Below are 20,620 nucleotides of genomic sequence, written 5' to 3' on the forward strand. Positions count from 1 at the left end.
CTGATCTCCCGGTGTTCAGAGCTGAGCCCCCACCACGCTCGCGTCCACGCCGAGGGCCTCGGTGAGAACGCGGGCGCGAACGGCGCGCTGGCGGCCGGTGACCCGGTCGATGGCGGTGGTGGAGCGGCCGGCGATCATCGCCTCCCGGCGCAGCTTCTCCAGCCGCTTCCCCGCCGTGGCGAGCTGGTGGTGAGCCTTCTTGATGACCCACTCGCTGAGTGCCTCACGGGACTGTCCGGCCATGGCGTCGAGCTGCGCCTCCAGTTCCTCGATGGCATCGGCGAGGTCGAGCGCCTCCTTGGCATCGGGGTTGACCAGGTGCAGCACCTCGCGCTCGACGGTCGGACGTTCGGCGGGCGAGTCCCACAGGACGTGGGTCAGCACCGACAGATCGGTCTCCGCGACCGCCTGACGGCCGTCGAGGTACGCGGACGCCTGGAGCAGGCCCACCGCCTGCCGCCAGCGGCGGTCGGAGGCGACGAGTTCCTTGCGGCGCAGGGCGGCCCGCAGCGTGCACACCGCATCCACGATCACGTCGGGTACGTTCACCGCCGGGACGACCTCGGGTCACAGCGTGCTGCAAGGCGGCCAGCTCGATCCTCGTCCGTGTCGGTGCCGCCCGGCGGCTGACGGCGGAGCGGACCAGCGCGGCGAAGTTCGAGGGGTCTTCCAGGTACCCGACCTCGATCCGCACCAGCAGCCGGTCGTAGATCGCGGCCGAATCCTCTCCGCCGGGTAGTTCGTTGCTCGCCGTGATGGCCCCGATCAGGGGGCAGCGGATCGGCTCGCCGCCGCTCTCGGGGTGGTAGATCCGCTCGTTGAGGAAGCCCAGTGTCTCGTTGAGCGCTGCCGTGGAGCACTTGAAGATCTCGTCGATGAACGCCACATGCGCGGTCGTGGCGCGGCCCTCGTAGACCTGGCGGTACTCACCCCGTGCCAACGCGGCGACGTCCACGGGACCGAACATCCTCGTCGGTGCGGTGAACTTCGACAGGAGGATCTCCCAGTAGGCGGCCCCGTCGATCCGGCCCGTGAGTTCGCGGGCCATCTCGGACTTCGCCGTTCCGGGCGGACCGAGCACCAATGAGTGCTGCCCGGCGAGCAGCGTCACCACCAGCGTCCGAACGACGTCGGCCCGCTCGTAGAAACGGTCGGACAGCTCATCGCTGATCGCGCGCAGCCTCTTGGCCGTGTCCCGCGCGTCCTGTAAGTCCAAAATCAACTCCTGGCCTGTGGCGCTCCGTTGGCCCGCCTGGACGGCCCTTCAGCCAAAGCTACGACGACCGGCTCGGGTTCGGGGAACCCTTGGCTGTTCGACGAGTACGTCTCGCGACAGGCGTCCCCGTCTTCTCGCGCAGTTCGTCGAGGGTGACACCGGGTGCCAGTTCGACGAGTCGGCAGCCCTCGGCGGTGACGTCGAGCACGGCCAGGTCGGTGATGATCCGCTGCACCACTGCCTGCCCGGTGAGCGGCAGGGAGCACCTCTCGACGATCTTGTGTGTGCCGTCCTTGGCCATGTGCTCCATGAGGACGATGACACGCTTCGCGCCGTGGACCAGGTCCATCGCGCCGCCCATCCCCTTGACCATCTTGCCGGGCACCATCCAGTTGGCCAGGTCGCCCGTGGCGGAGACCTGCATACCTCCGAGCACGGCGGTGTCGATGTGGCCACCGCGGATCATGCCGAAGCTCTGCCCGGAGTCGAAGTACGACGCTCCGGGGCCGACCGTGACGGTCTCCTTGCCGGCGTTGATCAGGTCGGCGTCGACCTCGTCCTCGGTCGGGTAGGGGCCCGTTCCGAGGATGCCGTTCTCGCTGTGCAGCGTGACCCGGACCCCTGGCGGAAGGAAGTTCGGGATGAGGGTCGGCAGGCCGATGCCGAGGTTGACGTACTCGCCGTCCCGCAGTTCCCGCGCGGCACGCGCCGCCATTCCTGACCGGGACCAGCCGGTCCGCTGCTCGCTCATGCCGCGTTCTCCCGGACGGTGCGCTTCTCGATGTGCTTGGTCTGCGGGCCGGTGTGGACGATCCGCTGGACGTAGATGCCGGGCAGGTGCACCTGGGCGGGGTCGATCCCGCCGGGCTCCACGAGTTCCTCGACCTGCGCGACGCAGATCCGTGCCGCCATCGCGGCGAGCGGGTTGAAGTTCGTCGTCGCCTTGTTGAAGACGAGGTTCCCGTCGGTGTCGCCGAGCCGGGCGTGCACGAGCGCGAAGTCGGCGACAATTCCCTCTTCGAGGACGTACCGCCGGCCGTGGAACTCGCGTACCTCCTTGCGGGGGGAGGCGACCAGGACGTTCCCCGCCCGGTCGTACTTCCACGGCAGGCCGCCCTCGGCGACCGGCGTGCCCACGCCCGCCGGGGTGTAGAACGCGGGAATGCCGGAGCCGCCCGCGCGCAGCCGCTCGGCCAGTGTGCCCTGCGGGGTGAGTTCCACTTCGAGCTCGCCGGACAGGTACTGACGGGCGAACTCCTTGTTCTCCCCGACGTAGGACGCCGTGACGCGGCGGATCCGGCCGAGGTCGAGGAGGATGCCGAGTCCGATCCCGTCCACACCGCAGTTGTTGGAGAAGATCTCCAGGTCGTCGGCGCCCTGCTCGGCCAGGGCCGCGATCAGGCGGTCCGGGATCCCGGAGAGCCCGAACCCGCCGACAGCGAGGGAGCTGCCCGAGGCGATGTCGGCGACCGCCTCGGCGGGCGAGGCCACCGTCTTGCTCATCGGTCCTCCTGCTTGCCGCTGATGATCCGCCCGCGAGCCTCGCCGAAGCCGATCCGGGTTCCGTCGGCGCCCGGGGCCGTGGCGGTGAGAACGACCTCGTCCCCGTCCTCCAGGAACGTGCGCTGCCGACCGCCCACGGTGACGGGCTCCCTGCCGCCCCAGGTCAGTTCGATGAAGGCGCCGCGCTGCTCCTTCTCCGGGCCGGAGATGGTGCCGGACGCGAACAGGTCACCGGTGCGCGAGGGCGCGCCGCCCACGGTCTGGTGGGCCAGCATCTGGGCCGGCGACCAGTACATCGCGGCGTACGGCGGCCGGGAGACCACCTCACCGTTCCACTCGACGGCGAGGTCGACGTCGAGGCCCCACGGTTGTGCCATCCGCAGGTACGGCAGCACGGCCGGCTTCTGGGGCGGGACCGGGACCCGGGCGGCGTCCAGGGCGAGCAGCGGTACCACCCACGGCGAGATCGTGGAGGCGAAGGACTTGCCCAGGTTGGGGCCGAGCGGGACGTACTCCCAGGCCTGGATGTCGCGTGCGGACCAGTCGTTGAAGAGCACCACCCCGAAGATGTGCCGCTCCGCGTCCTCGGCGCCGATGGACTCTCCCATGGCGTTGCCGGTCCCGAGGACGAAGCCCAGCTCGGCCTCGATGTCGAGGCGGGTCGACGGCCCGAAGACCGGTACGGGGTCGTCGGGGCCCTTGCGCTGGCCCGAGGGGCGGACGATGTCGGTGCCCGAGACGACGACGGAGGCCGCCCGCCCGTGGTAGCCGACCGGGAGATGCTTCCAGTTCGGCATGAGCGGGTCGGGGTTGTCGGGCCGGAACAGTCTGCCCAGGTTGGAGGCGTGGTGCTCGGAGGCGTAGAAGTCGACGTAGTCGGCGACCTCGAAGGGCAGGCGCAGGGTCACCGTGCCCAGGTCGTGGACCGCCTCGGCGGGAACCGGGCCCTGGAGCCGCTCGGTGATCGCGCCACGGACCTCGACCCAGCGGGCGTGGCCCTGGGCCATGAAGTCGTTCAGGCTCGGCCGGGCGAAGACGTCGTCGTCCAGCAGCACGGCCAGATCGATGACGTGGTCGCCGTAGCGGGTCGCGACGCGCGGCGCCCGGCCGGGCGCCGAGTAGACGCCGTAGGGCAGGTTGGTCAGACCGAACAACGAGTCGGCCGGGACAGTGAGTCGAATGGTGCTGGTCATGCGGACACCTCGGTGAGGTCGGCGATCGTCGCGGCGGGCAGCAGGCCGAGACCGGCCGACTCGGCGGCGGGTTCGGCGACCGAGCAGGTGCCGAAGGAGCGGAACAGGTCACGGACTTCGGGCGACAGGGCGCGCACCCGCTCGGCCACACGGTCGCCGTCGCGGTCGGCCAACAGCCCCACCAGCTCCGCCACCTCGGCACCCTTCAGCGCCGCGTCGGTGGCCACGAGCAGGTTGAGGAACCCGTGCTGCTCGAACCCGGTCTCCGGGTCGGTGTTGCGCAGCGCGTGGTGCAGGCCCGCGGTCGCCTTGAACGCCACCCCGGCCCGCACCGCGGCCAGGATGGCCGCAGCGAGTTCGCGCTCGTCGGGGTGCAGATCGGCGCGTACGCCTCCGGTCCGGAACTTGGCCAGGTACGGCGTCCCGGCGAGTTCGGCCAGCAGCGTCCCGCGCCGGTCGTCGCGCGGCACCTCGACATGGACGGTGAGACCGCGGTCGTCGATCGCCTCGGTCAGGGCTGGTACGACCGCCTCGGCGGCGACCGAGTCCGGCACGGCGACCTCGAGACCGACCAGCCGCACGGCCGGGATCCGGCGCGCCGCGGCGAGCGCGTCGGAGACACCCGGCAGCGGAACGGTCACCGAGAGGGCGAAGGAGCCCTCGGGGAGGTCCGCGGTCAGCTCGGCGAGACGGTCGACGTCCCTGGCGGCGAGGACGAAGGCACCGACCAGCCCGGCGTGGGCGCCGCGGGTGTGCTCCACATGGGCCGGCACGGCCTCCTCGATCGGCAGGCTGCCGGGCGGGAAGACCGCCGCGTCGTCGAACAGGCCGGCGAGCACCGGGGGGATGTCCGGCGTCAGTGGGGCGATCATCGGTTCTGCTCCCAGGAGTATGCGTACGTCCCGTCGTCCGTCGCGCGAGCGGCCTCACCGAGCTGCAGGGGACGGAAGGTGTCGACCATGACCGCGAGCTCGTCGAAGAACTCCGCGCCGATCGATCGCTCCATGGCACCCGGCTGGGGACCGTGGGGGTGGCCGCCGGGGTGCAGGGAGACGGAGCCCTGGCCGATCCCGGAGCCCTTGCGCGCCTCGTAGTCCCCGCCGCAGTAGAACATCACCTCGTCGGAGTCGACGTTGGAGTGGTAGTACGGCACCGGGACGGCCAGCGGGTGGTAGTCGACCTTGCGCGGCACGAAGTTGCAGATCACGAAGTTGTGGCCCTCGAAGACCTGGTGGGCCGGTGGCGGCTGGTGGACCCGGCCCGTGATCGGCTCGAAGTCACGGATGCTGAACACGTACGGGTAGAGGCAGCCGTCCCAGCCGACGACGTCGAAGGGGTGGTTCGGCACCGTGTGGACGGTCCCCGCGACGCCGCCGGGTCCCCGGTGCTTGATGTACACCTCGACGTTCTCGCCCTCGACGACCGTCGGGCCGTCCGGGAGGCGGAGGTCGCGCTCGCAGTACGGCGCGTGCTCGAGGAGCTGGCCGTGCTTGGACAGGTAGCGCCGGGCGGGCCCGATGTGCGAATTGGCCTCAACCGCATAGATCCGTACGGCTCCGTCCGGGACGATCCGGTACGTGGTGGCCCGGGGGACTATCACATAGTCGCCGTCGCCGGCCTCGAGGTCGCCGAAGACCGTCTCCACACGAGCGCGTCCGGCCTCGACGTAGAGGCATTCGTCGCCGATCGCGTTGCGGTAGTAGGGGCTGACCGTGTCGGCCACGACATACGCCAGCCGGACGTCGTCGTTGCCCAGCAGCAACCTGCGCCCGGTCACCGCGTCGATGCCGGACTCGCCCTCCGTGAACAGTCTGTGCGTGGAGAGATGACGGGGCACCAGGGGGTGGTTGGGCACCAGGGACTGATCCCCGAGGTCCCACACCCGGAACTCCCGCACCGCCGACGGAATGTGCCGGTGATAGAGCAGCGAGGAGTCGGAGGAGAAGCCCTCCTCGCCCATCAGCTCCTCGTAGTAGAGATTCCCGTCCGGGTCCCGGTGCTGGGTGTGACGTTTCGGCGGAACCGCGCCCGCCCGGTGGTAGTACGGCAAGTCTCTCTCCTCAGGACTCGGAGTCGCGGTGCCGTTTGTGCGCTCAGCGCACATTTTTGTGCGTTGGAAGCAGTAGTGTGAAAGTAGAGTCTTGGTGGCGGGCCGGTCAAGGTCGGGCTTGCCCGGGCCGGCAGCGCCGCGGGCTTGACGTGGCCTAACGTGGCGGCCGGAGAAGATCTGTCTGTTTGTGCGGGCGTCGTGTGCGGCCGCGGGATCAGGAGGTGTCGATGGCCACGCTGCAAGGTCTGGATCGCGGGCTTCGGGCTCTGGGCTTGATCTCTCTGGCGGCCGACGGTCTGACGGTGGCGGACCTGGCGGCGCGGCTGGAGATCGATCGGGCTGTCGCGTACCGGATCGTGCAGACGCTGGAGGAGCACGCGCTGGTCTCCCGGCAGGGCAAGCGGGTGAGGCTCGGTGCCGGAGCCGCCACCCTGGCTGGGCGGTTCCAGCATCAGCTGGTCCTGGCGGCCCAGCCGGTTCTGCAGCAACTCGCCGACGCCACCGGTACCTCCGCCTTTCTGACGGTGGCTCACGGTGCGCGGGAGTGCGTCCCCGTCGCCGGAGCGCAGCCGACCGTCCAGTACGGCCCGATCCTGGTGGGCTACCGCATCGGTGTGCGGCATCCGCTGGAGAGGGGGGCGAACGGCATCGCCATCCTCGCGTTGCAGCCGCCTCTGCCGGATGAGCCCGAGGAGATCGTGCGGGCAAGGGAGCTGGGCTACAGCGTCACCTCGGGCCAACTCCAGAAGGGCGCCACCGGGATCGCGGCGGGGTTCGAGGTGCCGGGCGCGGCCGGCGCCTCGGTCGGCGTGGTGGCCATGCACGAGTTCGACATCGAGTTCGTCGCCGCTCAGGTGAGGGAGGCGGCCTCGCGGCTGGCGTCGCTCAGCAGTGCCTGACGTCGCCGGGCGTCACCGAGGGGCGCGGCGCCAGTTTGCACAGGACGTCGGAGGCTCCCGTCGTCGCGTAGGCCTCCAGCACGGTGGGCAGGGAGGCGAGTCGGCGGCGACGTCGTCGAGCGCACCCTGGGCGATCTCCAGGGTCACGAACGCCCGGACCGGGAATCCCGCCGCACCCATGTCCAGCTCGCGGCCGCATCCGACCGTTCCAAGGCATCCGGCGGCTGCACCTCAGACATGACGATCAGCCACTCTCAACTGGGCAGATTGTATATATGAAGCCCTCTTGAATGAGGCAAACTGAGCAGCTTGAACAGCCTGCGAGGCGACTCTTGTGCAGGTGAGGGGTGCCGGTGTGTTCTACCGCCACGCGTTGGAGACACGCACACCGAAAGGGATGACGCATGAGCATCGAGCAGACCCTCACGAGCCAGGAACGACTGGCGGAACTCGATCTGCAGCAGCTCAAGCAGCTGGTCGGGCTCGTGGAGTACGACGAGGGGGGCGATCCCTTCCCGGTGACCGGGTGGGACGCGGTGGTCTGGTCGGTGGGCAACGCGACGCAGGCCGCGCTGTACTTCCAGGTGGTCTTCGGCATGGAGCTGGTCGCCTACTCCGGCCCCGAGACCGGGAACCGCGACCACCACGCGTACGTGCTGCGCTCCGGGGCGATCCGGTTCGTACTGAAGGGCGGCGTCGACCCGGACAGCCCGCTGCTCGACCACCACCGCCGTCACGGCGACGGTGTCATCGACATCGCGCTCGAGGTGCCCGACGTCGACAAGTGCATCGAGCACGCCCGCGCGGAGGGCGCGACCGTGCTGGAGGAGCCGCACGACGTCACCGACGAGCACGGCACGGTCCGGATCGGCGCCATCGCCACGTACGGCGACACCCGCCACACCCTGGTGGACCGCTCCCGCTACACCGGCCCCTACCTGCCCGGCTATGTCGCCCGTACCTCGGGCCATGTGAAGTCCGAGGACGAGCCGAAGCGCCTCTTCCAGGCGCTCGACCACGTCGTGGGCAACGTGGAGCTCGGCGACATGGACGAGTGGGTCGACTTCTACAACCGCGTCATGGGCTTCACCAACATGGCCGAGTTCATCGGCGACGACATCGCCACCGAGTACTCGGCGCTGATGAGCAAGGTCGTCGCGAGCGGCAACCACCGGGTGAAGTTCCCGCTCAACGAGCCCGCGGCCGGCAAGAAGCGCTCGCAGATCGACGAGTACCTCGACTTCTACCGCGGCCCCGGCGCCCAGCACCTCGCCCTGGCCACCAACGACATCATCAGGACCGTCGACATCCTGCGGTCCAAGGGCGTCGAGTTCCTCGCCACGCCGGAGAGCTACTACACCGACCCGGAGCTGCGCGCCCGCATCGGCGAGGTCCGCGTGCCCATCGAGGAGCTGGCCTCGCGCGGCATCCTCGTCGACCGCGACGAGGACGGCTACCTGCTGCAGATCTTCACCAAGCCGATCGGTGACCGTCCCACGGTGTTCTTCGAGTTCATCGAGCGCCATGGCTCCCTGGGCTTCGGCAAGGGAAACTTCCAGGCCTTGTTCGAGGCGATCGAGCGCGAGCAGGAGAAGCGCGGCAACTTCTAGGCTCCGCCCGGGTCGTTCCCGGGCCTGCGCGGGTCGTGACGACGGGGCGGGGCGCAGGCCGCGCGACGCGCACGCGGCTGCCGGTGCGGTCGCGGTCGTCGTGCCCGGTGCGGGGCGGTCGGCCGCGACGACGAGGGCCGCCGCCCCGCTCCCGCACGCGGCCCCTGTGGAACCGGTACGGCCTCCTCCCCGGCCTCGGCGTCCGACCGCCCCCGCGCCAACCGCCGCGGTGAGCGGTGGCAGCGCGTCGGCCCCGGCGGGCACCGGCCCCCGCGGGAGGAGCTGCCCGGACCGGGTGGAGAGCACCGCGGAGAGCAGGCTGTCCGGATGGCGCCAGTTCACCTCGTCGTCCGCCGTCGGCAGCGCCACGCCCTCCTCGCGCGCGAGTCGGCACAGCCCGGCAGGATCGGCGCCGTGGAGCTTGACGACCAGGGCCGTGCACCCGGCTCTGGCGGCCGTGCGGAGGGCCGCTTCGGCGTCGGGTGAGGAAAGGCTGACGCCGATGGCGAACAGCAGCTGACGGGGTGGGGCGGGTCGAGGATCTCCAGCTCGTCCACCGGGACGTCCAGGCCGAGGGGCGCCTCCAGCGGCCTCAGCAGGGTGTCGCCGACCGCGTTCAACAGGATGCCGAGGGTGGCCGATGCCGATCCTTGATGCGAGGGAGGCTCGCCGGCTGCGGCGCACCCTCAGGTCTCGGAAACGGAAAAAACTTTCCGTTGACGCGTCCGTTACATGCGGCGCATCCAGGTGCAACACCAGGGCCGTTTTCTGACACATCTACCATCCGGCGCGACGCCGGAGGCAGATGTCGGGGCCCAGCACAAAGGAGCAACACATGACGGCCACGGACAGCGCGGACGCGGACAGAACCGTCACACCGCCGGGGTATTCCCCCCGCCTGTACAACGAAGACCTCGCTCCCGCCACCGAGCGCAAGTGGGGCGCCTTCAGCATCTTCAACGTCTGGACCTCGGACGTGCACAGCCTGTACGGCTACTTCCTCGCCGCCAGCCTGTTCCTCGTCGCGGGCAACACCTTCAAGTTCCTCGTCGGCATCGGTGTGGGCTCGCTGGTCATCTACTGGCTGATGACCCTCATGGGCAGGGCGGGCGTCAAGACCGGCGTGCCCTACCCCGTCCTGGCCCGCGCCTCGTTCGGCACCTTCGGCGCCAACGTCCCCGCGCTGGCCCGGGCCGTGGTCGCCACCTTCTGGTACGGCGCGCAGACCAGCGCGGCGGCCGGCGCCATCGTCGCCTTCCTCGTCCGCTACGACGGCCCCAGGCACCTGCACGAGACCACACACCTCTTCGACCACAGCGGCCTCGAAGTGCTGTGCTATCTCGGCGTCTGGGCCGCCCAGCTCCTCATCATCAGCAAGGGCATGGAGACGGTCCGCCGGTTCCAGGACTTCGCCGGGCCCGCGGTCTGGCTGATGATGCTGGTGCTGGCGATCGCGCTGTCCGTGAAGGCCGGGGCGCTGTCCTTCTCCGTCGACATGCCGGGCAAGGACCTGGCCGCGCTCGCCAAGAACGCCACCGGACTCGACGTCAGTCCGGGCTCGTTCGCCGCGATCGCCGCGATCGCCGCCACCTGGGTGACCTACTTCGCGGCCCTGTTCCTCAACTTCGGCGACTTCGCCCGCTTCACCCCCGACGAGAAGACCCTGAAGAAGGGCAATGTCTGGGGCCTGCCCGTCAATCTGATCCTCTTCTCCCTCGTCGCCGCGATCACCACCGCCGCAGCCAGCAAGGTGTACGGGGAGGTCATCCTCGAGCCGGCCGAGATATCCGCCAAGTTCGACAGCGCGGCCCTCGTCCTGCTCGCCGCCCTGACCTTCGCCGTGGCGACGCTCGGCATCAACGTCGTCGCCAACTTCGTCAGCCCCGCCTTCGACTTCGCCAACGTGGCACCGAAGTACGTGACCTTCCGGCGCGGCGGCCTCATCGCCGCCGTCATCGCGCTGCTGCTGTACCCGCTGCACCCCTGGGACAACGCCCCCAGCTTCGTCAACGCCATCGGCTCGACGATGGGCCCGCTCTTCGGCGTACTCGTCGTCGACTACTACCTCATCCGGAAGACCCAGCTGAACGTGCCCGCGCTCTACCAGGAGGACGGGGAGTTCCGCTTCCAGGGCGGCTGGAACATCCGGGCGCTCGTGGCCGCCGCCGTGGGCTCCGTCTTCTCCAGCGTCCTTCCCGTGTACGGTCCGTCCGGATACGGGGACAACCTGGGGCCGTACTCCTGGTTCATCGGCGTCGCCGTGTCCGGGGCGCTCTACCTCGCCCTCAGCAGGGGCCGGAGCCCGCTCTCCCCGCGCACCGCCGACGCCCCGGCCGCACAGGGACGGACGGACGCCGCCACGGGATCGTAGACAACCCGGACCGGGAATCAACTCGTGGTGTGGGCGCGGCCGGTGGGACACACCAGCCGCGCCGCGCCGCGCCTCGCATCATGAACAGCTGGGCGCCGGAGGTGCCGATAGTGGACGGGGAAGATCGGCGAGACGGTGCCCGGTCTTCGCGGGCATCGCCGTGTCGATGCCGACCGTCCGGTACGAAAAGGAGCACTGTCGCGCATGGTCGCCCTCCTGAGATCTGCGTGGCGATGCCGGCCCTCCACGCGGCCGCGGACGGTGCGACCGGGATCGTGACCACGTGGGAGTTCCAGCTCCTCAACACCCCGGTGCCCGACGCGACCGGTGTGGGAGAGCGCACCGGCGCTGAGGGGCGGCGTCAGTGCTTTCCGCGGGTGCCGACCCTCGGTCCTTCTCCCCGTGTGTGGCTACGGCCGTGCCACGGGCACCCGCAGAGGAGCGCGAAAGGACAGCAGGCCCAGCATGGGCGTGTCCGTCGTTCCCGCCGCCTGCCGCACCCATGGCAGGCGGCGGGCCGCCGCTCGGAGCGCCACCGCCGCCTCCGTGCGGGCCAGGGAGGCGCCCGGGCAGCGGTGCCGGCCGGCTCCGAAGGCCAGGTGGTGGCGGATGTTCTCGCGATGCGGGCACATCCGTTCCGGCTCCGGGAAGACCTCCGGATCGGAACCGCTGCCCATGAGCATCAGCAGCAGCTGTGCGCCGGCCGGCAGGCGCACCCCGCCCAGTTCGGTGGCCCGGGCGGCGACCCTGCGCCAGGTCGTCACCGGAGGCTCACGCCGGAGGACCTCCTCCACCCAGGCCTCGGCCGCGCCTTCCTCTTCCGCCACGCGCGCCCACATGCCCGGTTCAGCGAGCGCCCGGCGCAACACGGTGGCGATGAGTTGCCCCGTCGTGGACTGACCGGCGATGAAGACGAAGAAGCACATGCCGACCGCGGTCCCGACGTCCAGCGGACCGCCGTCGGGCAGGCGATGGCGGGACAGCGCCCCGATGAACGAGTCGGCGGGGGCGGAACCCCCGCGCACGGTCTCGGTGAGCCACTGATGGAAGGCCACGACGAGCTCCGCCAGCTCCCGCTGCCGCTCCGGCGCGGGCCTGCCCCAGAACAGCTCCAGTGAGGCGTCGCTCCAGCGGATGAGTGTCGCCGGGTCGACGCCCTCGATACCGAGGAGCTCCATCAGCACGTGGCAGGGCAGCACCTGAGCGAACGAGGTGAACAGGTCGCCGGCGCCGGTCGCGTCGAGTTCGGACCGCACCGGCCGGAGCAGCTCGTCGGCGACGCGCTCGATCACCGGTACGGCGGCCGCGACGCGACCGGCGTTGAAGAACCGTGTGACCAGGCGGCGCAGTCCGGGATGGCTCGGAGTGCCGTTGTTGGCGAGCGCGGGAGGAAACGTGAAGCCGCCTCGGACGAGGACCCGCAGCACGGGGACGGGCAGCGGGGTGACGGCGTTCTGGGCGTTGTCCGGGTGGAAGACGCCCGGGTCCAGGAGCACCCGCCGTACGTCCTGGTGCCGGCTGACCAGCCACAGCCCCGTGCCGGCGTCGTGGTGCACGGGGGACTCGGACCGCAGAAGGTCCAGCCAGGGGTACGGATCGTGGACGAAAGGGGCGCCGAACAGGTCGAGGACACCGAGCGGGTCACGAGGGTCGGCGGATCCGGGGCCGGCCGCCGGGCCGGACCCTGCTCCGCCACGGGGTGCGGGTACGTCCAGAGCCGGGAAGATCACGGCCGGACGCTAACACGGGGCCGACGCAGACCAGGACGTATGTGTGCGGCATCACCAGGACCCAGGGGGCGGAAAGGGGACGCCGGGACCGGTGGTACCGGACCCGGCATCAAGGCGGCCTGTGTCAGGCGGAGAACCCCACCCGGTACTGGCTCATCGACGGGGGCAGCGGCTCGTTCAGGTGCCGCAGCGGGTAGTCCCAGAGGTCGACGAGCTCGCAGTGTTCATCACGAACGGGCCGTACTGGACGACGCTCACCCTCCGCGAGTACGCCGGCGACTACCAGCGCCAGTTGTTCATCGTGGACGGCGGTGGCCTGTCGCTCAAGACCGCGCTGGAGCAGCTGGACATGCTCGGCGAGGAGGTCGTACCGGTGCTTCTCGACACTCCGCTGTACCGCTGCGAGGCGCTGGAGCCCGCCCTCGGATGCGCGGTGAGCATCAAGCTGGAAACGGCGAACCCCGTCCACAGCTTCACCTATCACGGCTGGGTCGCTGCGCCGTCCTAGCCGGTCCGGCCGGTCAGTCACGGAAGCCCACCGGCGTGGGCGGAGTCGAGATGCCAGACGGTGGCGTTGTCCAGGCGTACCGAGCCGTTCTCGGCGAAGACCTGTACGCCCTGGTCGGGCGGGTCGGGGAAGATCTGGTCGGTGATCACGGCCTCGCCGTTGCCGCCGAAGACCTCGACGGACGACCAGTCGACCAGGATCCGCAGCTTGATCGTGCCGTTCTCCGCCTTGAGCGGTGCGGTCTGGACGCCCGGGAAGGTGCGGTGGAAGTCCACGGCGCCGGAGTGGGTGCGGTCGACGTACAGCTGCTGGGCGGCCGTGTCGTACCCGATGACGGTCTCCTCGCCCGTGGTGCCGGTGCGCACCTTGAGGCCGAAGCGTTCGGCGTCCATGAGGGAGAAGGTGGCTTCGATGTCGAGCGCCTTGCCGTCGGCGGCGGGACCGATCAGTGGCTGCGAGGTGTTCGTCACGAGGCTCGCGGTCGCGGTCGCCGGAGGGACCTGCCGCAGGGACGTCACGCTGGTCACCGGCTCGCTGGCCATCCGGATACGACCGTCCACGGTGCGCAGGGCCATCTCCCGCGGGGTGCTTTGCGCTCCGCGCCAGGGGGAGGTGGGGACGGCGCCCGCGTAGTCCCAGTTGCTCATCCAGCCGATCATGTACCGCTTGCCGCCCGGCGCGTTCTCCCAGGACACCGCCGCGTAGTAGTCCTTGCCGTAGTCCGCCCAGTCGGCGCGCTGCACAACGGAGAGAGCGGGGGCGTCGGCGGCGGTGAACCGGTCGGCGAGGATGTGGCCCCAGCCGCCGGTGTTGTCGTCGACGAGCTGGATCCGCGCCTTCTTGCCCAGGTAGGGGCGCAGGTCGAAGGAGGCCCAGTCCAGGGTCTCGCCGTCGGAGCCGGTGGCGCTGCGCACGACCTGGCCGTCGACGATCAGGTTGACGGCCGTCTCACGGGAGCCGGGCTGAGCCCGGGTGTCGGACAGCGTGATCTGGTCGACGTTGATATGGCCCCAGCCGCCGGTGTTGTCGTCGACGATTCTGATCCGTGCCTTCTTGCCGGCGAGGTCGTGGACGTCCCAGGAGGACCAGTCGAGTGCCTCGGTGTCCTTTCCGGTGGCGCTGCGTACGACCTGGCCGTCGACGAGGAGTTCGACGGTGGTGGGGTGGGGGGAGTCGGCGGGGTGGTTGCCGCCGCCGATGAGGAAGTTGACGTGGCGTTTGTCGAGGGTGAACTCGGGGGAGGTGAGGGTGCCGGTGGTGGAGTCGCCGGTGCGGTAGGTGTTGACCAGGCCGCTTCCCAGGTAACCGGAGACCTCCTGCTGGTCGGGGAGGGTGCCGGTCGCCGGTGCCGAGCCGAAGGCGTCCCCGGTCGTCGTCCAGTCGCCGTAGGTGCCGCCCTCGAAGTCGGCGAGGACCGTGCCGGACTCGTGCGGGTGCCGGCCGCCTCCGACCTTGAAGTTCAGGTAGGGGCTGTCGACGGTGAAGGAGGGTGAGGTGAGGGTGCCGGTGGTGCCGTCACCGGAGTGGAAGCTGTTGGCGAGGCCCTTGCCGTCGAAGCCGGAGACCGTCTGCTGCCCGTCGAGCGTCCCGGCCGCCGGTCCCGCGCCGAACGCGGTGCCCGTGGCCGTCCACGAACCGAAATCGGTGCCCTCGAAGTCCTGCGTCACGGTGCCGGCGGGCGGGGTGTAGGTGCCGTTGTCGTCGGCGGTGAACTTCGTGCCGTCGAAGTCGCCGATGAAGTACTGGGCGGCTGAACCGCCCGCTATACCACTGGGGTTGATGTTGACGACCAGGACCCACTTGATGTTGTTCTCGTGCCCGTCGACGGCGAGGGGGAACAGGTCGGGGCACTCCCAGACCCCGCCCGTCGCGCCGGCCGGGCCGAACTCGCTGAGCTGCGTCCAGTCCTTGAGGTTCTTGGACGAGTAGAACCGCACCTTGTGCTCGGCGGACAGCGACACCGTCATCAGCCAGCTCCTGGTGGGCGCGTACCACTGGACCTTGGGGTCGCGGAAGTCCCGGGAGCCGATGTCGATGACGGGATTCCCCGGGTACCTGGTCCAGGTGCGGCCGCGGTCGGTGCTGTAGGCGAGTGACTGCGACTGTAGGCCGGTGGACTTGTCGTGACGGGTGTAGATCGCCACCATGGGCGGGTTCTTCTGCGTGCCGAATCCGGTGGTGTTGTCCCGGTCGACGACGGCACTGCCCGAGAACACCATCTCCTTGTCGTCGTACGACAGGGCGAGCGGCAGCTCCTTCCAGTGCACGAGGTCCGTGCTCACGGCGTGGCCCCAGGACATGTCGCCCCACGAGTCGCCGTTGGGGTTGTACTGGTAGAAGAGGTGGTACTCGCCCTTGTAGTACACGAGGCCGTTGGGGTCGTTCATCCAGTTCTTCTCCGGAGTGAAGTGGAACTGGGGACGATGGGTCTCGGAGTACGGCGGGGCTTCGGCCGCGGCGGCCTGAGGGGCGAGGGGGGCGAGCGAGGCGGCGGACAGGGCGCAGACGGTCGCCGCCGCCGCGATCAGCCACACACGGGCAGGACGGGGTACACGTGCAGAGCTCATGCGGCCTCCTGAGGTGTCAACGATGACTTGTGTCATCGATGACATCGAGCCGATGATGTGCGCAAGCCGGCCAACACGTCAACGGTCGGGGCAGGATCGGCGGAGGCCACCCTGAGCCGAGGGACGCCGTCAGGGTGCGGCGACCAGCGGGGGCTGCCCCCGGTCGGCCGACAGGGTCTGCCGCAACGTGGCGACCGCCGTGGCGCCGAAGCGGTCGGCGAGGGCCGACTCGACGACGGCGATGGTCGCCTGGGCCCGTCACCTGCGCAAGGCCCCACCCTGGTCGCGGAGTCGGTGATTCCCCTGGCCGTCACCCGCGACAGCCGGCGGGGCGTCGGCACACGTGCACATCCAGGGTGAGGCCCAACGCCAGAAGGCCGCGGATGACACGGACGCGGGTCACCTCGGCGGCGCCGTACTGCCGTTGGACCGGACGAGGAGCGCGGCGGAGGCCGAAGCAGGCCGCGGGCCTCGGGCACAGGCGCAGGGCGCGCTCCATTCCGCGGAGCGTGGTGTACGGGAAGTGGATCTCGCCTGCCCGCAGCCAGCTTCCCAGGCGCGTCTCCCACTGCCTCGACGTCCGGGTGGTCGACGCCGTTGTAGCCGGCGACCCTGATGTCGTCTCTTCCAGCCCGCGCCGGTCATTCTCGCAAGTGGGGCGAAGCCCGCGTCAGGGTGGCTCGTGCAACGTCGCGGTCGTGGCTACGGGGCGTTCAGCGGCCGATGTCGTCCAGCTCGGTCAGGTCCTCGTGCGAGAGGGAGAGTCCCGCGCCCGCGATGTTCTCGCGCAGGTGTGCCGTCGATGACGTGCCGGGGATGAGCAGGATGTTCGGTGACCGCTGCAGCAGCCAGGCCAGTGCGACGGACATCGGTGTTGCCTCCAGTCGAGCGGCGACCGCCGAGAGCGCCGTGGACTGAAGTGGCGTGAAGCCCCCGAGCGGGAAGAAGGGCACGAACGCGACGCCGTCGGTGGCGAGCCGGTCGATGAGCTTGTCGTCGTGGCGGTGGGCGAGGTTGTACATGTTCTGCACGCACACGATCGGCGCGATGCTCTGTGCCTCGGCGACCTGCTCCTCGGTGGCGTTGCTGACCCCGAGGTGGCGGATCAGGCCCTGCTGCTGGAGTTCCACGAGCGTGGCGAACGCCTCGGCGAGCGAGCCGGGTTGAGGGCCTTCGGCGTCGCCGAGCCGGAGGTTGACCAGGTCGAGTACGTCGAGCCCGAGGGACCTGAGGTTGTCGTGGACCTGGCGGCGCAGATCTTCCGGTCGCCGGGCCGTGGGCCAGCCGCCCTGTTCGTCCCGGGTCGCGCCCACCTTGGTCGCGATGTGCAGCGACTCGGGACAGGGGTGCAGTGCCTCACGGATCAACTCGTTGGTGACGCGCGGCCCGTAGGCGTCGCTGGTGTCGATGTGGGTGATACCGAGGTCGACCGCTTCACGCAGAACGGCCAGGGCACCCTCGCGATCGGTGGGCGGCCCCATGACCCACGGGCCGGCCAGTTGCATGGCGCCGTAGCCGAACCGGGTGACGGTCAAGTCCCCCAGAGTCCAGGTGCCGCCGGGAAGAGAGAGGGAGGGTGTGCTCATCTTGTTGCCTTTCCTCGTGCACTGGGGGTGGCGCGTGCCGCCTCCCTGCATAAGCATTGGAGAGAAACTTCCTGTCGGGAAGTAGGCACTCTGGAGTGCGTAACCCACCCATCGGTGAGAGGTGCGATCAGTGACGACGATGAAGGCGGCCGAGAAAAGGGCTCAGGCCAAGGTGGAGTACAACGCGTTCCTGGCCGGGTGCCCCAGCAGGCAGCTGCTCGACCGTATCTCGGACAAGTGGGTCGTCCTGATCCTGTGTGCGCTGGGCGGCGACACCGGCCCTGGCCGGCCCGGTGCGGCACACTCAGACGCTCCGAAGGCGATGCGCTACTCCGAGATGTCCCGTCTTCTGGCCGGGGTCAGTCAGAAGATGCTGACCCAGACGCTACGGTCGCTGGAGCACGACGGTCTGCTCACCCGTACCGTGACACCAACCGTCCCCGTCACCGTCTCCTACGAGCTGACCGACCTCGGCCTCTCGCTCCACCACATGACGCGCGGGCTCAGAGAGTGGGCCCAGACACACATGGCCGAGGTCCTCGCACACCGAGAGAACCACGACGCCCGCACCTCCTGAGGACACACCCCCACCAGGCCGGAGGTGGATCGAAGGTCCGACCACGCCGTCCTCGACCCGGCCCACGGCGGGTGTCCGGTCCAGGGGTGGGTGGCCGGCCGGGACAGGGTGGCTGGGACGATGCCCCGGTGAACCACTTCTCGCACGTCAGCGTCGGCCCTGGTCATGACCGGCGGTGTCCCCCGGAGCCCAGGCGGGCCGAGCCCGGTGAGTGGCCGAAGCTGGAGGCCGCGCTCGCTCGGGTCAATCGTGACCTGACGGCGACGTTGCCGGGGCAGGACGCGCTGATCCTGGTGGTTGAACCGCCCTGGCAGCCCGTGCTCCCGGGCGGACTCGACAGGGGGCAGGTCTACGTGGCGATGCCCGACGGCCGTTGGCACGGCAATCCGGTGAACGCGTGGGACCTGGAGGAGGGCGACCCGCTCGAGCCGGACGATGCGGAGACCGTCCTGACCGTGGTCGCGGATGCGGCGCAGTCGACCGTCATGGAGTTGCTCTGGCAGGTCTGGCCGCTCTGCCCGGAACACAGGACCGGAGTGCATCCTCGTCCCGCTGGTACCACTGACGACGGGTACCTGGGCGAAACGGACGACCCGGCCGGCCCACCGGTGTGGTGGTGCCGGGGCGGCAGGGACGGCGCCTGCCACGACGTCTCCCCGGTCGGAGAGTTGGCCTCCACCCTGCCAGGAAAGCAGCGTCGCGCACTGCGGCGCAGACAGAACGGGGACTGAGCACCGACACCGCGTGGATCGGTGCCCCGGCGTTCCGGCATCCGGGCGCCGCTTGACGAACAGCGGCCGGGACTGCTGAATTGATCGCATGGACGCCCAGGAGCCCTTGGTCTCGCGTGACCACATCGACTTCGGTCGGGTGTGGTCCGCCGCGTGTTGCGCCTGACCCCGCGGCGGGCTGCCCGGCGGCCCGTCCTTTCCTCCTGACCGCGGCGCGGCCTGCCTTCCGCCCTCGCGCGCGCTGCCCCCGCACTGCGTCTCCCGGCGCCCGGCGTCGTCACTTCCGCACCGACCCGTCCGCACGGCGCACCCGTCACCCGCCTCTCGCAAGGCCCTTGCGCCATGCCCTGCGGTTCGGTCCGTCTCCTTCGAAAGGGCCCTTCCCATGCCCGTGGAATTCCTCGGCATCGCCGCCACCCACGACGGCTCCGAAACCACCCCGCGCTCCGCCGGCGCCTTCGACAAGGAGTACACACTCCGCCTCGCCCGGGCGCACGAGGACCATGGCTGGGACCGGGTGCTGTTCGCCTACGGCTCCGGATCCCCTGATCCCGCGCCCGCCGCCGCGTACATCGCGAGCCGGCTGGACCGCCTCCAACTCCTCCTCGCCCACCGGCCGAACGTCTCCTATCCCACCTTCGCCGCCAAGACGTTCGCCACCCTCGACCAGATCAGCGAGGGCCGGCTGACGGTGCACTTCATCACCGGCGGCAACGACCACGAGCAGGGCCGCGAGGGCGACACCCTCACCAAGGACGAGCGCTACGCCCGCACCCGCGAGTACATCCGCGTCGTCAAGAAGATCTGGACCACTCACGAGCCCTTCGACCACGAGGGCGGCCACTACCGCTTCCACGACTTCGTCAGCGACGTCTTCCCGGCCCAACAGCCGCGCCCGAACGTGTCGTTCGGCGGTTCGTCGCCCGCCGCGTACGCCGCCGGGGGCGCCGAGGCCGACATCTACTGCCTGTGGGGTGAGCCCCTGGCGAAGACCGCCGAGCAGATCGAGGCCGTGAAGGCCGCGGCGAAGGCCGCCGGACGCACCGACGTGCCGCGCATCCAGGTGGCGTTCCGCCCGATCATCGCCCCGACGGAGGAACTGGCCTGGGAGAAGGCCCACCGCACGGTCGGCGCGATCAAGGCCCGCAAGGAGAAGGGCGAGCCGATCAGCAAGCGCCACAACGGGCATGCCCGACCGGAGAACACGGGCTCGCAGCGGCTGATCGCCATCGCCGAGGCGGGGGAGCGTTACGACCGTGCCCTGTGGACCCCGACCGCCGTCGCCACCGGCGGCGCGGGCAACTCCAACGCCCTGGTCGGCACCCCCGAGACGGTGGCCCAGGCGCTCCTCGACTACTACGACCTGGGCGTGGACATCCTCTCCGCCCGTGGCTACGACCTGCTGGGCGACGCGATCGACTTCGGCCGGTACGTGATCCCGATCGTCCGCGAGGAGGTCGCCAAACGCGACGCCCAGCGGGCCGCCCGCGGCACGCACACCCTTGCGGCGGTGAGCGGATGACGTCGCTGACCCCACCGCTCTCGGCCGAGCCGACGGTCGTTCACGTCACGGTCGACGACCCACGAGTCAGACCACTGCTGCGCGAACTGGGCGAGGAGTACACGTCCCGGTACGGCATCGACGCCCATGCCGAGCTCGCCCGTTACCCGGACGAGGAGTTCACGGCGTCGTACGGCGGCGTCCTGCTGCTGCTCCTAGAGCACGGTGAGCCGATCGCGGGCGGCGCCTTCCGCCGCTACGACGAGGCCACAGCCGAACTGAAGCGGATCTGGACGCACTCCGCCCACCGGCGGCGCGGTCTGGCCCGCCGTGTCGTCGCCGCACTGGAACGCGAGGCGGGCGTCCGCGGCTACCGGCGGGTCTGTCTGACCACCGGCCCGCGCCAGCCGGAGGCCGTCGGCCTGTACCTGGCCACCGGCTACACACCGTTGTTCGACACGGAGGCCGACCCGGAGAGCATCGGCCCGTTGCCGTTCGAGAAGCAGCTCTCCGAGGGCACGGCCACCGCAACGGCCATCGACCGGTGAACAACCGGCGACGCGCTGATTCAACGATCC

Annotated in this window: 16 protein-coding genes and 2 pseudogenes; 9 read left to right on the plus strand and 9 right to left on the minus strand. The window is 70.1% G+C overall.

The genetic code is table 11. The features are described 5' to 3' along the window. Window positions 1–15: 15 nt before the first annotated feature. The 6 genes and pseudogenes from OG852_RS44370 to OG852_RS44395 form a co-directional block, all read right to left on the minus strand. Window positions 16–1,216 (minus strand): annotated as a pseudogene (locus tag OG852_RS44370) (AAA family ATPase). A gap of 58 nt (window positions 1,217–1,274) precedes the next feature. Then, window positions 1,275–1,967 (minus strand): CoA transferase subunit B, encoded by a 693-nt coding sequence (locus tag OG852_RS44375; RefSeq protein ID WP_330350854.1) that lies wholly within the window; start codon window positions 1,965–1,967, stop codon window positions 1,275–1,277. Further along, window positions 1,964–2,719 carry a CoA transferase subunit A gene (locus tag OG852_RS44380; protein ID WP_133914288.1) on the minus strand — a complete coding sequence of 252 codons (756 nt, stop codon included), beginning with the start codon at window positions 2,717–2,719 and terminating at the stop codon, window positions 1,964–1,966. Before OG852_RS44380 ends, OG852_RS44375 begins: the two co-directional genes overlap by 4 nt. Next, a complete protein-coding gene (gene fahA, locus OG852_RS44385) occupies window positions 2,716–3,912 on the minus strand; it encodes a fumarylacetoacetase (RefSeq protein WP_330350855.1) in 1,197 nt (398 codons plus the stop codon). The genes OG852_RS44380 and fahA overlap by 4 nt, the downstream gene beginning before the upstream one ends. After that, window positions 3,909–4,784, minus strand: a complete 876-nt coding sequence (locus OG852_RS44390) for a hypothetical protein (protein WP_133914286.1) — start codon at window positions 4,782–4,784, stop codon at window positions 3,909–3,911. The genes fahA and OG852_RS44390 overlap by 4 nt, the downstream gene beginning before the upstream one ends. Continuing rightward, window positions 4,781–5,962, minus strand: a complete 1,182-nt coding sequence (locus OG852_RS44395; RefSeq protein WP_330350856.1) for a homogentisate 1,2-dioxygenase — start codon at window positions 5,960–5,962, stop codon at window positions 4,781–4,783. The genes OG852_RS44390 and OG852_RS44395 overlap by 4 nt, the downstream gene beginning before the upstream one ends. A gap of 227 nt (window positions 5,963–6,189) precedes the next feature. Here OG852_RS44395 and OG852_RS44400 point away from each other — a divergent pair, with 227 nt between their 5' ends. The 4 genes from OG852_RS44400 to OG852_RS44415 all read left to right on the plus strand — a co-directional run bounded on the left by OG852_RS44400 (window position 6,190) and on the right by OG852_RS44415 (window position 10,842). Beyond that, a complete protein-coding gene (locus OG852_RS44400) occupies window positions 6,190–6,861 on the plus strand; it encodes an IclR family transcriptional regulator (RefSeq protein WP_133914284.1) in 672 nt (223 codons plus the stop codon). 404 nt (window positions 6,862–7,265) lie between these two features. Then, a complete protein-coding gene (gene hppD, locus OG852_RS44405) occupies window positions 7,266–8,471 on the plus strand; it encodes a 4-hydroxyphenylpyruvate dioxygenase (RefSeq protein ID WP_133914283.1) in 1,206 nt (401 codons plus the stop codon). A gap of 327 nt (window positions 8,472–8,798) precedes the next feature. Beyond that, window positions 8,799–8,957 carry a hypothetical protein gene (locus OG852_RS44410; RefSeq protein ID WP_330350857.1) on the plus strand — a complete coding sequence of 53 codons (159 nt, stop codon included), beginning with the start codon at window positions 8,799–8,801 and terminating at the stop codon, window positions 8,955–8,957. Window positions 8,958–9,306: 349 nt separating this feature from the next. Beyond that, on the plus strand, window positions 9,307–10,842 hold the full coding sequence (locus OG852_RS44415; RefSeq protein ID WP_133914282.1) for an NCS1 family nucleobase:cation symporter-1: 1,536 nt from the start codon (window positions 9,307–9,309) through the stop codon (window positions 10,840–10,842). A 410-nt stretch (window positions 10,843–11,252) separates the two neighbouring features. On the opposite strand, the gene OG852_RS44420 is transcribed toward OG852_RS44415, so the two are convergent. Beyond that, window positions 11,253–12,572, minus strand: a complete 1,320-nt coding sequence (locus OG852_RS44420) for a cytochrome P450 (RefSeq protein ID WP_330350858.1) — start codon at window positions 12,570–12,572, stop codon at window positions 11,253–11,255. Between the two features lie 250 nt (window positions 12,573–12,822). On the opposite strand from OG852_RS44420, the pseudogene OG852_RS51095 reads away from it, so the two are divergent. After that, window positions 12,823–13,080: pseudogene (locus tag OG852_RS51095) on the plus strand (hypothetical protein); the annotation flags it as partial. Window positions 13,081–13,097: 17 nt separating this feature from the next. On the opposite strand, the gene OG852_RS44430 reads toward OG852_RS51095, so the two are convergent. After that, complete coding sequence (locus tag OG852_RS44430; protein ID WP_330350859.1) at window positions 13,098–15,647, minus strand: GH32 C-terminal domain-containing protein; 2,550 nt, start codon at window positions 15,645–15,647, stop codon at window positions 13,098–13,100. Between the two features lie 713 nt (window positions 15,648–16,360). Continuing rightward, on the minus strand, window positions 16,361–17,233 hold the full coding sequence (locus tag OG852_RS44435) for an aldo/keto reductase family oxidoreductase (protein ID WP_330350860.1): 873 nt from the start codon (window positions 17,231–17,233) through the stop codon (window positions 16,361–16,363). 139 nt (window positions 17,234–17,372) lie between these two features. Here OG852_RS44435 and OG852_RS44440 point away from each other — a divergent pair, with 139 nt between their 5' ends. The 4 genes from OG852_RS44440 to OG852_RS44455 all read left to right on the plus strand — a co-directional run bounded on the left by OG852_RS44440 (window position 17,373) and on the right by OG852_RS44455 (window position 20,590). Further along, a complete protein-coding gene (locus OG852_RS44440; protein ID WP_330351613.1) occupies window positions 17,373–17,810 on the plus strand; it encodes a winged helix-turn-helix transcriptional regulator in 438 nt (145 codons plus the stop codon). A gap of 128 nt (window positions 17,811–17,938) precedes the next feature. Then, the gene (locus tag OG852_RS44445) at window positions 17,939–18,541 is read left to right on the plus strand and encodes a hypothetical protein (RefSeq protein ID WP_133914270.1); all 603 of its coding nucleotides are present in this window, start codon (window positions 17,939–17,941) and stop codon (window positions 18,539–18,541) included. 385 nt (window positions 18,542–18,926) lie between these two features. Further along, window positions 18,927–20,063 (plus strand): LLM class flavin-dependent oxidoreductase, encoded by a 1,137-nt coding sequence (locus tag OG852_RS44450; protein ID WP_330350861.1) that lies wholly within the window; start codon window positions 18,927–18,929, stop codon window positions 20,061–20,063. Further along, window positions 20,060–20,590: a GNAT family N-acetyltransferase gene (locus OG852_RS44455; RefSeq protein WP_133914268.1), complete on the plus strand. Its 531-nt coding sequence runs from the start codon at window positions 20,060–20,062 to the stop codon at window positions 20,588–20,590. Before OG852_RS44450 ends, OG852_RS44455 begins: the two co-directional genes overlap by 4 nt. Window positions 20,591–20,620: the final 30 nt, after the last annotated feature.

It is taken from the genome of Streptomyces sp. NBC_00582, from assembly GCF_036345155.1.
Lineage (GTDB): Bacteria > Actinomycetota > Actinomycetes > Streptomycetales > Streptomycetaceae > Streptomyces.

Bases quoted from the DNA above. Each gene is read 5' to 3' on its own strand.
- OG852_RS44440 (WP_330351613.1), top strand. From the start codon at position 17,373: ATGAAGGCGGCCGAGAAAAGGGCTCAGGCCAAGGTGGAGTACAACGCG.
- hppD (WP_133914283.1), top strand. From the start codon at position 7,266: ATGAGCATCGAGCAGACCCTCACGAGCCAGGAACGACTGGCGGAACTC.
- OG852_RS44375 (WP_330350854.1), bottom strand. From the start codon at position 1,967: ATGAGCGAGCAGCGGACCGGCTGGTCCCGGTCAGGAATGGCGGCGCGT.
- OG852_RS44430 (WP_330350859.1), bottom strand. From the start codon at position 15,647: ATGAGCTCTGCACGTGTACCCCGTCCTGCCCGTGTGTGGCTGATCGCG.
- OG852_RS44400 (WP_133914284.1), top strand. From the start codon at position 6,190: ATGGCCACGCTGCAAGGTCTGGATCGCGGGCTTCGGGCTCTGGGCTTG.
- OG852_RS44450 (WP_330350861.1), top strand. From the start codon at position 18,927: ATGCCCGTGGAATTCCTCGGCATCGCCGCCACCCACGACGGCTCCGAA.
- OG852_RS44415 (WP_133914282.1), top strand. From the start codon at position 9,307: ATGACGGCCACGGACAGCGCGGACGCGGACAGAACCGTCACACCGCCG.
- OG852_RS44435 (WP_330350860.1), bottom strand. From the start codon at position 17,233: ATGAGCACACCCTCCCTCTCTCTTCCCGGCGGCACCTGGACTCTGGGG.
- OG852_RS44380 (WP_133914288.1), bottom strand. From the start codon at position 2,719: ATGAGCAAGACGGTGGCCTCGCCCGCCGAGGCGGTCGCCGACATCGCC.
- fahA (WP_330350855.1), bottom strand. From the start codon at position 3,912: ATGACCAGCACCATTCGACTCACTGTCCCGGCCGACTCGTTGTTCGGT.
- OG852_RS44410 (WP_330350857.1), top strand. From the start codon at position 8,799: ATGGCGCCAGTTCACCTCGTCGTCCGCCGTCGGCAGCGCCACGCCCTC.
- OG852_RS44390 (WP_133914286.1), bottom strand. From the start codon at position 4,784: ATGATCGCCCCACTGACGCCGGACATCCCCCCGGTGCTCGCCGGCCTG.
- OG852_RS44455 (WP_133914268.1), top strand. From the start codon at position 20,060: ATGACGTCGCTGACCCCACCGCTCTCGGCCGAGCCGACGGTCGTTCAC.